Annotated in this window: 11 protein-coding genes; all 11 read left to right on the forward strand. The window is 46.8% G+C overall.

Features of this window, described 5'->3' with window-relative positions; translation table 11 throughout:
- Nucleotides 1-13: 13 nt before the first annotated feature.
- The gene (gene nuoC, locus I3B46_RS08105; protein ID WP_004921126.1) at nt 14-1,813 is read left to right on the forward strand and encodes an NADH-quinone oxidoreductase subunit C/D; all 1,800 of its coding nucleotides are present in this window, start codon (nt 14-16) and stop codon (nt 1,811-1,813) included.
- A 2-nt stretch (nt 1,814-1,815) separates the two neighbouring features.
- Nucleotides 1,816-2,358 carry an NADH-quinone oxidoreductase subunit NuoE gene (gene nuoE, locus I3B46_RS08110; protein ID WP_004921124.1) on the forward strand — a complete coding sequence of 181 codons (543 nt, stop codon included), beginning with the start codon at nt 1,816-1,818 and terminating at the stop codon, nt 2,356-2,358.
- The gene (gene nuoF, locus I3B46_RS08115) at nt 2,355-3,713 is read left to right on the forward strand and encodes an NADH-quinone oxidoreductase subunit NuoF (RefSeq protein WP_004921121.1); all 1,359 of its coding nucleotides are present in this window, start codon (nt 2,355-2,357) and stop codon (nt 3,711-3,713) included. The genes nuoE and nuoF overlap by 4 nt, the downstream gene beginning before the upstream one ends.
- Nucleotides 3,714-3,803: 90 nt before the next feature.
- Nucleotides 3,804-6,536 carry an NADH-quinone oxidoreductase subunit NuoG gene (gene nuoG, locus I3B46_RS08120; RefSeq protein ID WP_071821155.1) on the forward strand — a complete coding sequence of 911 codons (2,733 nt, stop codon included), beginning with the start codon at nt 3,804-3,806 and terminating at the stop codon, nt 6,534-6,536.
- The gene (gene nuoH / locus I3B46_RS08125) at nt 6,536-7,513 is read left to right on the forward strand and encodes an NADH-quinone oxidoreductase subunit NuoH (protein ID WP_014656260.1); all 978 of its coding nucleotides are present in this window, start codon (nt 6,536-6,538) and stop codon (nt 7,511-7,513) included. Before nuoG ends, nuoH begins: the two co-directional genes overlap by 1 nt.
- Nucleotides 7,514-7,527: 14 nt before the next feature.
- Entirely contained in the window at nt 7,528-8,070 is a 543-nt protein-coding gene (gene nuoI, locus I3B46_RS08130) for an NADH-quinone oxidoreductase subunit NuoI (protein WP_004921112.1), read from the forward strand.
- Between the two features lie 12 nt (nt 8,071-8,082).
- Nucleotides 8,083-8,628, forward strand: coding sequence for an NADH-quinone oxidoreductase subunit J (nuoJ, locus tag I3B46_RS08135; protein ID WP_004921110.1), 546 nt, complete (start codon nt 8,083-8,085; stop codon nt 8,626-8,628).
- Nucleotides 8,628-8,930, forward strand: coding sequence for an NADH-quinone oxidoreductase subunit NuoK (nuoK, locus tag I3B46_RS08140; RefSeq protein WP_004921109.1), 303 nt, complete (start codon nt 8,628-8,630; stop codon nt 8,928-8,930). The genes nuoJ and nuoK overlap by 1 nt, the downstream gene beginning before the upstream one ends.
- The gene (gene nuoL, locus I3B46_RS08145; RefSeq protein ID WP_014656259.1) at nt 8,927-10,783 is read left to right on the forward strand and encodes an NADH-quinone oxidoreductase subunit L; all 1,857 of its coding nucleotides are present in this window, start codon (nt 8,927-8,929) and stop codon (nt 10,781-10,783) included. The genes nuoK and nuoL overlap by 4 nt, the downstream gene beginning before the upstream one ends.
- A 19-nt stretch (nt 10,784-10,802) precedes the next feature.
- A complete protein-coding gene (nuoM, locus tag I3B46_RS08150) occupies nt 10,803-12,323 on the forward strand; it encodes an NADH-quinone oxidoreductase subunit M (protein ID WP_004921104.1) in 1,521 nt (506 codons plus the stop codon).
- A 6-nt stretch (nt 12,324-12,329) separates the two neighbouring features.
- On the forward strand, nt 12,330-13,793 hold the full coding sequence (gene nuoN / locus I3B46_RS08155) for an NADH-quinone oxidoreductase subunit NuoN (protein ID WP_104873576.1): 1,464 nt from the start codon (nt 12,330-12,332) through the stop codon (nt 13,791-13,793).
- Nucleotides 13,794-13,831: the final 38 nt, after the last annotated feature.

The raw sequence follows: 13,831 nt of genomic DNA on the forward strand, positions 1-13,831 counted from the left end.
GTTATGGTGAAGAATGATGACAGATCAGATAGCGCAAGAGAGTACCCTGCCAGGATGGCAGACACAGGAACATTTAAATGATCCTGTGCTTCTGGAACTGCGCAACCAATTTGGCCCGGATGCCTTTTCTGTTCAAGCTACCCGTACTGGAATGCCAGTTATTTGGGTAAGACGTGAGCAGTTACTGGAAGTCGTAGACTTTTTGAAAAAATTGCCAAAACCTTATGTCATGTTATTTGACTTGCATGGGGTGGATGAGCGTCAGAGAATACATAGACAAGGTTTGCCAGAGGCAGACTTTAGTGTTTTCTATCACCTCATCTCGATTGATCGCAACCGCGATATCATGTTGAAGGTCGCATTAAATGAGAAAGACCTGAATGTACCTTCTATCGTGTCACTGTTCCCAAATGCTAACTGGTACGAGCGAGAAGTGTGGGATATGTTTGGTATTACCTTCCAAGGTCACCCAAACTTACGCCGCCTGCTAATGTCACCAAGCTGGGAAGGTCACCCATTACGTAAAGACTACCCAGCGCGCGCTACAGAATTTGACCCATTTGAGCTAACTAAGCAAAAACAAGATCTGGAAATGGAAGCACTAACTTTCAAACCAGAAGAGTGGGGCATGGCGCGTGGTAATGAAAACGAAGACTTCATGTTCCTTAACTTAGGACCTAACCATCCCTCTTCACACGGTGCCTTCCGTATTGTGTTGCAGCTAGATGGTGAAGAAATCGTAAACTGCGTACCAGATATCGGTTACCACCATCGTGGTGCTGAAAAAATGGGTGAGCGTCAGTCTTGGCATAGCTACATTCCTTATACTGACCGTATTGAATACCTTGGCGGTTGTGTGAATGAAATGCCTTATGTGTTAGCCGTTGAAAAGCTGGCGGGCATTGAAGTTCCTGATCGCGTGAAAACGATCCGAGTGATGCTATCTGAGCTGTTCCGCATTAACAGCCATTTACTCTATATCAGTACCTATATTCAAGACTCCGGCGCAATGACCCCTGTGTTTTTTGCGTTTACAGACCGCCAAAAAGTTTACAACGTCGTTGAAGCCATTACCGGTTTCCGTATGCACCCAGCTTGGTTCCGTATCGGTGGTGTTGCGCATGACCTACCACGCGGTTGGGATAAATTACTACGTGAATTATTAGATTGGCTGCCAAAACGCCTCGACTCTTATGTCACGACAGCACTGAAAAACACCATTTTGAAAGGCCGTTCAATCGGGGTTGCTGCTTATACAAAAGAAGAAGCCTTGGCTTGGGGGGTTACTGGTGCTGGTTTACGTGCGACAGGTCTTGATTTTGACGTGCGTAAATGGCGTCCGTATTCAGGCTACGAAAACTTTGAGTTTGATATTCCTATTGCTCACAACGGTGACTGTTATGACCGTGTGATGATCAAAGTGGAAGAGATCCGCCAAAGTATGCGTATTCTTGAACAATGTTTGAAGAATATGCCAGAAGGGCCTTTCAAAGCCGATCACCCATTGACGACGCCGCCACCGAAAGAGCGGACGTTGCAGCATATTGAAACCCTGATCAACCACTTCTTACAAGTGTCTTGGGGTCCAGTTATGCCTGCGAATGAATCATTCCAGATGATCGAAGCAACTAAAGGGATTAACAGTTACTACCTAACGAGTGATGGCAGCACAATGAGCTACCGTACTCGTATTCGTACACCGAGCTATGCGCATTTGCAGCAAATTCCAGCGGTGATCAAAGGTAGTCTGGTTTCCGACTTGATTGTCTATCTGGGTAGTATCGATTTTGTAATGTCGGATGTGGATCGCTAACCATGCATAATGAACATAATAAGCAGACCAGTCTTGATGGCGTAAATGTTTTTGAACCGCAAGAAACACAGCACGGTTTCGTTTTAACGGAAGCCGAGCGTGCTGAAATCGAAGGTGAAAAACACCACTATGAAGACCCGCGTGCTGCCTCAATTGAAGCACTAAAAATTGTGCAAAAAAACCGTGGCTGGGTTGAAGACGGTGCTATTTACGCGATTGCCGAAGTACTAGGTATCCCCGCGAGTGATGTAGAAGGTGTGGCGACATTCTATAGCCAAATCTTCCGTCAACCTGTAGGACGCCACATTATTCGTTATTGCGATAGTGTGGTTTGCCATATTACGGGATACCAAGGATTAGAAGCTGAAATTATCAATCAGTTAAATATTCGTCCAGGGCAAACAACGGCAGATGGCCGCTTTACGCTGCTACCAACCTGTTGTTTGGGTAACTGTGATAAGGGTCCTACTATGATGATTGATGAGGACACTCACAGCTACGTACAGCCTGAAGATATTAAAAAGTTACTGGAGCAGTATCCATGACAAACTCCTTTAAACAAGTGATCCGTACTGCGGAAACACATCCGTTGACATGGCGTTTGCGTGATGACAAACAACCTGTTTGGCTGGATGAGTATCGTAGTAAGAATGGATATAAAGGTGTTGAACGTGCACTTAAAGGCATGGCACCCGACGAGGTGGTTAGCCTTGTCAAAGACGCTGGGCTAAAAGGCCGCGGCGGTGCAGGTTTCTCCACTGGTCTGAAATGGAGCCTGATGCCAAAAGACGAAAACATGAAACTGCGTTACTTTTTATGTAATGCGGATGAAATGGAGCCAGGCACCTATAAAGACCGTCTTTTGATGGAGCAACTGCCTCACCTTTTAGTTGAAGGCATGATCATCGGGGCTTATGCGCTAAAAGCTTATCGTGGTTATATCTTCCTACGCGGTGAATATGTTGAGGCGGCCAAACACCTACGTCGCGCCATCGAAGAAGCGAAAGCGGCTGGGTTACTCGGTAAAAATATTTTAGGTTCAGGCTTTGACTTTGAACTGTTCGTGCATACCGGTGCTGGTCGTTATATCTGTGGTGAAGAAACGGCATTAATTAACTCCCTTGAAGGGCGTCGCGCGAACCCACGTTCAAAACCACCATTCCCTGCAACGTCAGGTGCATGGGGTAAACCTACTTGCGTAAACAACGTTGAAACTATCTGTAACGTTCCTGCCATCTTAGAGCATGGTGAGCAATGGTATATCAACCTCAGTGCTGGCAAGAGTAAAGATGCGGGCACCAAGCTGATGGGCTTTTCAGGCAGAGTGAAAAATCCAGGCTTATGGGAATTGCCATTTGGCACAACAGCACGCGAAGTGTTGGAAGATTATGCAGGTGGGATGCGTGATGGACTGACATTAAAAGCATGGCAACCCGGCGGCGCGGGTACTGACTTTTTAACTGGCGATCATCTTGATTTACCAATGGATTTTGAATCTATCGGTAAAGCAGGGAGCCGTTTAGGTACTGCGTTAGCGATGGCCGTGGATAATGAAATCAACATGGTGTCTCTGGTTCGTAACCTTGAAACTTTCTTTGCTCGTGAATCCTGTGGCTGGTGTACGCCTTGCCGTGATGGTTTGCCATGGAGCGTGAAAATTTTGCAGGCGTTAGAAAAAGGGGAAGGGCAGCCGGGCGATATTGAAACATTAGAGCAACTTTGCCGTTTCTTAGGTCCGGGTAAAACTTTCTGCGCTCACGCACCGGGTGCGGTAGAGCCATTACAGAGCGCCATCAAATATTTCCGTGAAGAATTCGAAGCGGGTATCTCGCAAAAAGATCTGCGCAATATTGCTCAGATAGCCGGTATCCAGCCCAACCTATTAAAACAGCGTTGGTAATATTTTTGCGAATGAGCAACCGCAAAAATCGATTTTCACGAAGAACGTATTTTTGATTAACGCCTGCTGTTGAGCGGGCCTTTGGGAAGCATGCTGACTATGGCTACAATATATGTAGACGGCAAAGAATATGATGTAAACGGGTCTGAAAACCTGTTACAAGCCTGCCTTTCTCTGGGGCTAGATATTCCTTATTTTTGCTGGCATCCGGCGCTGGGAAGCGTTGGCGCTTGCCGCCAGTGTGCGGTTAAGCAATATCAAAACGCGGATGACACTCGTGGTCGTCTCGTGATGTCTTGTATGACACCGGCAACGGAAGGGACTTACATCTCTATCGATGATGAAGAGGCCAAACAATTCCGTGAAAGTGTTGTGGAATGGCTAATGACCAACCACCCACACGACTGTCCAGTCTGTGAGGAAGGGGGCAACTGTCATTTACAAGATATGACGGTAATGACCGGTCATAATATGCGTAAATACCGTTTTACCAAGCGTACTCACATCAATCAGGATCTGGGGCCTTTCATTAACCATGAAATGAACCGCTGTATTGCCTGCTATCGTTGTGTGCGTTATTACAAAGATTACGCAGATGGTACGGATTTAGGCGTGTATGGCGCACACAACTATGTCTACTTCGGTCGTACTGAAGATGGCACTCTGGAGAGTGAATTCTCCGGTAACTTAGTTGAAGTGTGTCCAACGGGGGTATTTACCGATAAAACACATTCAGAACGCTATAACCGTAAATGGGATATGCAGTTTGCACCGGGGATCTGCCAACAGTGCAGCATCGGTTGTAACACTAGCCCAGGTGAACGTTATGGTGAATTACGCCGTATTGAAAACCGCTACAACGGCTCAGTAAACCATTATTTCCTGTGTGACCGTGGGCGCTTTGGCTATGGTTATGTTAACCGTAAAGATAGACCTCGCCAGCCACTGTTAAATAAAGATGGCGTGAAACAAGTGATTTCAGCCATTGAAGCGATGCAAAGTGGTGCACAGATCATCAATCAAGCGAAAAAAGTGATTGGTATCGGCTCTCCACGTGCCAGTGTCGAAAGTAACTATGCACTCCGTGCATTAGTTGGCGCGGAAAACTTCTACTCAGGTGTTTCGGCAGATGAACAGCGTCGCCTTGAATTGATGCACAACATTCTGCAAAACGGGGGGATCTATACACCAAGCTTACGCGAAGTGGAAGATTACGATGCAGTATTGGTTCTGGGTGAAGATTTAACTCAGACGGGTGCTCGTATGGCACTCTCGGTTCGCCAAGCCGTTAAAGGTAAAGCTCGTGAAATGGCAGCGGCCCAAAAAGTGGCAGACTGGCAAATAGCGGCGATCATGAATATCGGCCAACACGCGAAATACCCTCTGTTTATCACTAACGTTGATGATACGCGTTTAGATGATATCGCGGCATTTAACTACCGTGCTCCTGTTGCAGACCAAGCGCGTTTTGGTTTCGCTATTGCGAACATGATTAATGGTGATGCACCGGCTGTAACAGATTTACCTGCTGATTTACGAGCTAAAGTTGAAACCATTGCTCAAGCGCTGGCCAGTGCGAAAAAACCATTGATTATCAGTGGTAGCCACTCAGCAAGCGATGCGATGATCCAAGCGGCTGCTAACGTTGCGTTTGCACTCAAAGCAAAAGGTGCTCAAGTGGGGCTATCTTACCTTGCTTCCCACGCGAATAGTTTTGGTCTCGCAATGATGAAAGCACAGCCGTTGGATAGTGCATTTGAGCGCATTAATGCAAATGAAGTCGATGTCGCTATTGTGATGGAAAATGACCTTTACCGTCATAGCAGTGTTAACGCTGTCGATAGTGCATTGGCGAAACTGAAGCACCTCATTGTGGCGGATCATCAACATACTGCCATTATGGATAAAGCCACCTTGGTATTACCTGCGGCAAGTTTTGCGGAAGCAGATGGAACCTTGATCAACCAAGAAGGTCGCGCTCAACGCTTCTTCCAAGTCTTTGACCCATCTTTCTACGATAAATCTATCGTCATGAACGAAAGCTGGCGCTGGTTGCATTCACTGCAAACAGAAGCGCAAGCACGTGATGCAGATTGGTCTCAGCTTGATCATGTTATTGCGGATTGTGTGGCTGCGTTACCTCAGTTTGAAGGTATTGTCGATGCGGCACCAAAAGCATCTTTCCGTATTCGTGGTCAGAAACTTGCTCGTGAGCCACACCGTTATAGTGGGCGTACGGCGATGCTAGCGAATCAATCGGTTCATGAACAGCGCCAACCGCAAGATAAAGACACGGCGTTTGCGTTCTCTATGGAAGGGAACAACAGCCCAACGGCACCACGTCAGCAAATTCCATTTGCATGGGCACCAGGTTGGAACTCACCACAAGCTTGGAACAAATTCCAAAGTGAAGTGGGTGGCCATCTGCGTTTTGGTGATCCGGGCGTTCGTTTGTTTAATTCAACAGAAGGTAAACTGGGTTATTTCACGGAGATCCCAGCGGCTTATCAGGCGACTGAAGCTCAATGGGTGGTTGCGCCTTACTATCACTTGTTCGGCAGTGATGAGATGTCACAACGCTCTGAGGTGATCCAGCAGCGCATGCCGGAACCTTATATCATGTTGAATGAAAAAGATGCCGCGGCGATTGGCCTTGCAGCAGGTACTCAAGCGGAGTTCAGTTATGAAGGACAAACCTTTAATCTGACGGTGCGTGTGAGTAAAAATCTGTCGAGTGGTCAAATCGGTCTGCCATTGGGTATGCCAGGTATTGCACCAGCCATGGCGGGTGTATCAGTCAATAATCTGCGGAGGGGGGCATGATGGATTGGATATCCCCAGAAGTGATGGAAATTTTGGTTTCCGTCCTTAAATCGATTGTCATCCTATTGGTTGTTGTGATCTGTGGGGCATACATGAGTTTGGGTGAACGCCGTATTCTCGGTTTATTCCAAAATCGTTATGGCCCTAACCGCGTTGGACCATTCGGCATGGGGCAGTTAATGGCCGACATGTTCAAAATGTTGTTCAAAGAAGACTGGATCCCACAGTTTGCAGACAAAAAAATCTTTACGTTAGCACCTGTGATTGCGTTTTGTTCGCTGTTCCTCGCTTTTGCTATCGTACCTGTCAGCCCAACATGGTATGTCGCTGACCTGAATATCGGGATCTTATTTTTCCTGATGATGGCAGGTCTTGCGGTTTATGCCGTTCTGTTTGCTGGTTGGTCAAGTAACAACAAATACTCACTGCTAGGTGCGATGCGTGCCTCCGCACAAACGGTGAGCTACGAAGTGTTCTTAGGTCTTTCATTGATGGGGGTTGTGGCTCAAGCAGGCTCTTTCAATTTGATTGATATTGTGGACGCTCAGAAAGGTATGTGGAACATCATTCCTCAATTCTTTGGCTTTGTGACGTTTGCGATTGCAGGTGTTGCGGTATGTCACCGTCACCCGTTTGACCAACCAGAAGCTGAACAAGAGATTGCGGATGGTTACCACGTTGAATATTCAGGTATGAAATTCGGCCTGTTCTTCGTTGGTGAGTATATCGGTATTGTTACAGTCTCTGCCTTGATTGTAACGCTGTTCTTTGGTGGCTGGCATGGACCTTTCTTGCCGTCATTCCTGTGGTTTGCGATTAAGACTGCCTTCTTCATGATGATGTTTATCCTGATCCGTGCATCTTTACCACGCCCACGTTATGACCAAGTGATGTCTTTCGGTTGGAAAATCTGCCTGCCGCTGACTCTGCTTAACCTGCTGGGTACCGCAGCAGTTATTTTATACAACGCTCAGTAAGGGGTGATTGAACCATGACATTGAAAGATTTATTGGTCGGTTTCGGCACTCAAGTACGCAGTATTTGGTTGGTCGGTTTGCATGCGTTCCAAAAACGTGAAACGCAAATGTATCCCGAAGAGCCAGTTTACCTGCCGCCCCGTTACCGTGGTCGTATCGTATTAACCCGTGACCCAGACGGTGAAGAGCGTTGTGTTGCCTGTAACTTATGTGCGGTTGCTTGCCCAGTGGGCTGTATCTCACTGCAAAAAGCGGAGCATGAGGATGGGCGTTGGTATCCTGAATTTTTCCGCATTAACTTCTCACGCTGCATTTTCTGTGGGTTGTGTGAAGAGGCTTGCCCAACAACGGCAATCCAATTAACACCTGACTTTGAAATGGGTGAATGGCGTCGTCAAGATCTTGTTTATGAAAAAGATCACTTATTAATTTCAGGTCCGGGTAAATATCCTGATTATAACTTTTACCGTAAATCGGGTATGGCGATTGCAGGTAAAGACAAAGGTGAAGCGGATAACGAAGCCAAACCAATTAACGTCAAAGACCTGTTGCCATAAGGAGCGATATTCATGGAATTTACATTTTATATCGCCGGTCTGGTTGCTGTTTTAGCGACTTTGAGGGTGATAACCAATACTAACCCGGTACATGCGTTGTTGTATCTGGTTGTTTCTCTGCTGGCACTGTCTATGGTGTTCTTCTCGCTCGGCGCATACTTTGCGGGGGCTTTGGAGATCATCGTATACGCGGGTGCCATCATGGTACTGTTCGTTTTCGTGGTGATGATGCTCAACCTTGGGCGCTCTGTTCAAGAGCAAGAGCGTGAATGGCTGGCACCGAAAAACTGGATTGGGCCGGCACTGTTATCTGCAGTATTGCTGGCACTTCTGGTTTACGGCATTACCAGCCTGTCATACCAAGACGGTATTACTGGCACGGTGATTAGTGCGAAAGAGGTGGCAATTAGCTTGTTTGGACCTTATGTCCTAGCGGTTGAATTGGCATCATTGTTACTGCTAGCAGGCTTAGTAGTTGCGTTCCACGTAGGTCGTGACCGTACTGAAAACAGTGCTGATCTTGTTAGCAATGCGAAAGCGAAAGCGGAGGAACAATAATGATACCTCTTCAACATGGTCTGATTTTAGCGGCTATTTTGTTTGTGATGGGGCTAAGCTGCCTTGTTATCCGCCGCAACTTGCTTTTCATGCTGATCGGACTGGAAATCATGATTAACTCAACAGCGCTCGCTTTTGTGGTCGCTGGGAGTTTTTGGGGGCAACCAGACGGCCAGATAATGTACATTCTGGCAATTGCACTGGCTGCAGCGGAGGCGAGTATTGGATTGGCGTTGTTACTGCAACTCCATCGTCATCGTCAGAACCTGAATATTGATAAAGTCAGTGAGATGCGCGGATGAATTTACTCTATTTAACAATTCTGTTTCCGCTTCTGGGGTCAGTGCTATTAGCATTTTCCCGCGGTCGTTGGTCAGAAAATGTTTCAGCTATTATTGGGGCTGGAGTCGTCGGCCTTGCAGCGGTTGTTGCATTGTATGCGGGTATTGAGTTTTTAGAACAACCTGTACTTGCAAATGGTGCATATCCTCCGTACACCGATCTGCTTTGGACTTGGATGTCAGTGGGAGATTTCAATATCCCGTTTACGATTCGCCTTGATGGCCTCTCACTGACGATGTTAGGTGTTGTAACGGGCGTTGGCTTCCTGATCCACGTTTATGCTTCTTGGTATATGCGTGGTGAGGAAGGGTATTCACGCTTCTTTACTTACACTAACTTGTTCATCGCGAGCATGGTGGTTTTAGTACTCGCCGATAACATGATGCTGATGTATCTCGGTTGGGAAGGGGTAGGGCTGTGCAGTTACCTGTTGATCGGTTTCTACTACACCAATCCAGATAACGGCAAAGCGGCAATGAAAGCCTTCTTCATTACGCGTGTTGGTGACGTGTTCTTAGCTATCGGTATGTTTATTCTGTGGAATGAACTCGGTACTTTGAACTTCAGCGAAATGGCTGTAATGGCACCACAAAAAATGGCAGAAGGTGGCAGTGCAATCACATGGGCAACCTTAATGATCTTAGGTGGTGCGGTAGGTAAATCTGCTCAATTACCACTCCAGACATGGCTAGCCGATGCGATGGCGGGTCCAACTCCGGTCTCTGCTCTGATCCACGCAGCAACCATGGTAACTGCGGGTGTTTATCTTGTTGCTCGTACCCATGCGTTGTTCTTGATGGCACCAGAAATCTTACATCTGGTCGGCATTGTGGGCGGTGTCACCCTGTTGTTAGCAGGCTGTGCAGCATTGGTTCAAACCGATATCAAACGTGTATTGGCCTACTCAACCATGAGCCAAATTGGTTATATGTTCTTGGCTCTAGGTGTTCAGGCGTGGGATGCAGCTATTTTCCACCTGATGACGCACGCCTTCTTTAAAGCGCTGTTGTTCTTGTCAGCAGGTTCGGTGATCATTGCTTGTCATCACGAACAAAATATTTTCAAAATGGGTGGATTGCGTAAGCAAATTCCATACGTCTATACGGTGATGTTAATCGGCGGAAGTGCACTGGCTGCACTACCTCTATTCACGGCCGGTTTCTACAGTAAAGACGCTATTTTGTGGGGTGCAGAAGTGGATGGCCAAACGGTTCTCTTATGGGCTGGCCTCATCGGTGCACTACTGACAGCAATGTATACTTTCCGTATGATTTTCATCGCCTTCCATGGCGAAGCGAAAATTAAAGCGCACAAGGTCAAAGGATTTACTCACTCCATACCATTGGGCATTTTGGCAATTTTAGCGACATTTATTGGTGCGCAGATTCACCAGCCGTTAGAAGGCGTATTCCCTGTTAATCCACTGGAGCATGAAGCTGGTAAGCTACAGTTGGAGATGCTTTCAGGTAGCCTTGCTGTTATCGGACTGTTGATTGTGGCATTCATTTATCTGTACAGACGCTCTATCGCCACAGTTATCGCGAAAAGTGCACCAGGCCGTTTCTTCTCAACATGGTGGTATCATGCGTGGGGATTCGACTGGCTGTATGACGTTGTCTTTGTAAAACCTTTCAAGGGTGTTGCATGGCTACTGGAAAGCGATCCTGTGAACTCATTGATGAACCTACCTGCCTGCTTGTCTCGTTGGGCAAACAAAGGGTTGGCAATTAGTGAGAACGGTCAGGTCCGTTGGTATGTTGCCTCATTGGGGCTGGGTGCAGTGCTGATTCTTGCTCTGCTGCTTTTGGTTTAATTAAGGGACACATTGCGCCATGCTATTACCCTGGCTAATACTCATTCCCTTCATCGGTGGCCTGCTAAGCTGGCAGGCTGACCGGTTTAGCCACCGCGCACCACGTTGGGTTGCGCTGGCTTCAATGGGAATAACATTAATATTATCAATCTTGTTATGGCTACAGGGAGATTACTCTCTGGTAAATCCACAAGGTGTTCCACAATGGCAAGTGGAATATTCAATGCCGTGGATCCCAATGCTGGGTATTAATTTCCATCTGGCGATTGATGGCTTATCACTGTTAATGGTGGTACTAACCGCGATCATGGGGGCTTTCTCAGTCCTCAGTTCGTGGAGTGAAAACCAAGCCAACCAAGGTGCTTATCACTTTAACCTGCTGTGGATTATTGCAGGTGTGATGGGGATTTTTACGGCGGTTGACCTGTTCTTGTTCTTCTTCTTCTGGGAAATGATGTTAATCCCAATGTACTTCCTGATTGCTAACTGGGGGCACAAAGGAGCAGAAAACAGACAGCATATTAACGCTGCCACTAAGTTCTTTATCTACACACAAGCGAGTGGCTTGATTATGTTGGTGTCGATTGTTGGATTAGCATTAGTCCACTTCGGCGACACCTCTGTGTGGACATTTAACTACAATGAGTTGCTTGGTACTCAGATGTCTAGCACCGTTGGCTTTATGCTAATGTTAGGCTTCTTTATTGCCTTTGCGGTTAAGATGCCATTAGTGCCATTCCACGGTTGGATGGCGGATACCCAAGAGCAATCGCCAACAGCAGGCTCTGTGGATATCTCAGGTATCATGTTGAAAACAGCGGCTTACGGCCTGTTGCGTTTTACACTACCTCTGTTCCCTGAAGCATCGATCGAGTTTACACCTATTGCGATGACACTTGGTGTGATCAGCATTTTCTACGGTGCATGGCTTGCATTTAAACAAACAGACATTAAGCGTCTTGCTGCATACAGTAGCTTGTCTCACATGGGATTTGTGACGGTGGCAATCTACGCTAGCTCTGTTCTTGCATACCAAGGTGCAGTGATCCAAATGATCACAAATGGCTTGTCAGGTGCAGCATTAATTATCATCAGCGGGCAGTTGTATGAGCGTACACAAACCCGTGATATGCGCATGATGGGTGGATTATGGAAACGTATTAAATGGTTACCGGGTTTATCACTGTTCTTTGCCGCTGCAACTTTAGGTATGCCGGGCACAGGTAACTTTATCGGTGAATTCATGATCCTGTTTGGTACATTCAGCCAATTTACGCTGGTGACTTGCATCATGGTCTTTGGTGTGGTGTTCGCATCTGTCTACTCATTGTGGATGATGCAACAAACCTACTACGGTACACCAAAATCCGAGAGCGAAATGAAAGGGTTAACAGCACGTGAATTTGGTGTGCTGCTGGCTCTGGCTGTTTTACTGGTTATTATTGGCTTCTATCCACAACCAATTTTGGATACTTCAGAGGGTGCGATGGAAACATTACATAACTTGTACACTGCTTCACTTACAACATTAAGGCCGTAATTCGCCATGACAATAACACTTCAACAATTGATCGCAATACTCCCGCTATTGATCGTCGGATTGACGGCGGTGGTTGTGATGCTGTCCATTGCGTGGCGACGCGATCACCTAACAAGTGCCACACTGACAGTATTCGGCTTCGCCGTTGCGCTGCTATCTCTGTTCTTTATTGCAGAGGGTCTGCCAATAGAAGTCACTCCGCTTATTCGTGTTGACGGCTATGCGATGTTCTACAGCGCATTGGTCCTGATTGCGGGTATGGCAACCAGCATTTTTGCTTTCCATTGGTTGGAAGGCTTTAATGATAATAAAGAAGAATTCCATCTGTTACTGGCGATTGCGGTAACAGGGGGCGTCTTACTTTCAATGGCTAACCACATGGCATCCATGTTCATTGGTATTGAATTGATCTCTTTACCCTTGTTCGGTCTTGTGGCTTACACCTTTGAACGTAAACGTTCGCTGGAAGCAGGTATCAAATACATGCTGTTATCTGCCGCTGCCTCTTCTTTCTTGCTCTTTGGTATCGCCTTACTGTATGCAGAATCAGGCAGCTTAAGCTTTGCGGCTGTGGGTCAGAGTCTTTCTGATAGCCAAATCCATGCGCCATTGGTGTTGATTGGCTTGGGGATGTTGATTGTAGGCTTCGGTTTTAAATTATCACTGTTCCCATTCCAATTATGGACTCCAGACGTTTACCAAGGTGCTCCAGCTCCGGTATCCGCGTTCTTAGCAACGGGAAGTAAAATTGGTATCTTTGCAGTATTAATGCGTATCTTTATGGAAGCGCCTGCTGCTCAAAGTAATACATTGGCGATTGTTGTTAGCGTCGTCGCTATTGCTTCGATTCTGTTTGGTAACCTGATGGCTATCACTCAGAAAAGTGCCAAACGCCTACTTGGTTATTCGTCCATTTCTCACATGGGATACCTGCTGGTTGCCTTAGTTGCATTACGCGCCGCCCCAACAGATTCCCAAGTCACTGTCGCTATCTATTTAGTCGGCTATCTGTTTGCAAGTTTGGGCGCCTTTGGTGTGATCAGCATTATTTCTAGCCCATATCGTGGCGATGACCAAGATGACTTGAGTGCATTTCGCGGGCTGTTCTGGCATAAGCCTGTACTTGCGACAGTGCTTACCGTGATGATGCTTTCTCTGGCTGGTATACCGATTACATTAGGGTTTATTGGTAAATTCTATGTGATTATTTCCGCAGTGAAGGCAGAGCTATGGTGGTTAACTGGTGCCGTGGTCTTAGGTAGTGCGATTGGTCTATTCTACTATCTACGCTTTATGGCAAGCTTGTATAGCCGTGATGCAGAACATGCAGATCGTTATACTGGGCCAGAAAAAGCCACTTTCGGGACAGTTGTTGCTGCTATCTGTGCAATTATCGTGATCCTGCTAGGGGTATGGCCGCAACCGCTTATCAATCTCTCCTATATGGTATTGGCTGTGAGCCCGCTTTAATCTTCACCGCCATCACAGTAAAATAAACGGCTACTTTT

The organism is Providencia sp. 2.29 (genome assembly GCF_015832305.1).
Taxonomy (GTDB): Bacteria; Pseudomonadota; Gammaproteobacteria; order Enterobacterales; family Enterobacteriaceae; genus Providencia; species Providencia stuartii.

What these genes read in the sequence shown, in the direction of transcription:
- nuoI (WP_004921112.1), top strand. Translation starts at nt 7,528, where the DNA reads ATGACATTGAAAGATTTATTGGTCGGTTTCGGCACTCAAGTACGCAGT.
- nuoK (WP_004921109.1), top strand. Translation starts at nt 8,628, where the DNA reads ATGATACCTCTTCAACATGGTCTGATTTTAGCGGCTATTTTGTTTGTG.
- nuoM (WP_004921104.1), top strand. Translation starts at nt 10,803, where the DNA reads ATGCTATTACCCTGGCTAATACTCATTCCCTTCATCGGTGGCCTGCTA.
- nuoC (WP_004921126.1), top strand. Translation starts at nt 14, where the DNA reads ATGATGACAGATCAGATAGCGCAAGAGAGTACCCTGCCAGGATGGCAG.
- nuoL (WP_014656259.1), top strand. Translation starts at nt 8,927, where the DNA reads ATGAATTTACTCTATTTAACAATTCTGTTTCCGCTTCTGGGGTCAGTG.
- nuoN (WP_104873576.1), top strand. Translation starts at nt 12,330, where the DNA reads ATGACAATAACACTTCAACAATTGATCGCAATACTCCCGCTATTGATC.
- nuoJ (WP_004921110.1), top strand. Translation starts at nt 8,083, where the DNA reads ATGGAATTTACATTTTATATCGCCGGTCTGGTTGCTGTTTTAGCGACT.
- nuoG (WP_071821155.1), top strand. Translation starts at nt 3,804, where the DNA reads ATGCTGACTATGGCTACAATATATGTAGACGGCAAAGAATATGATGTA.
- nuoE (WP_004921124.1), top strand. Translation starts at nt 1,816, where the DNA reads ATGCATAATGAACATAATAAGCAGACCAGTCTTGATGGCGTAAATGTT.
- nuoH (WP_014656260.1), top strand. Translation starts at nt 6,536, where the DNA reads ATGGATTGGATATCCCCAGAAGTGATGGAAATTTTGGTTTCCGTCCTT.
- nuoF (WP_004921121.1), top strand. Translation starts at nt 2,355, where the DNA reads ATGACAAACTCCTTTAAACAAGTGATCCGTACTGCGGAAACACATCCG.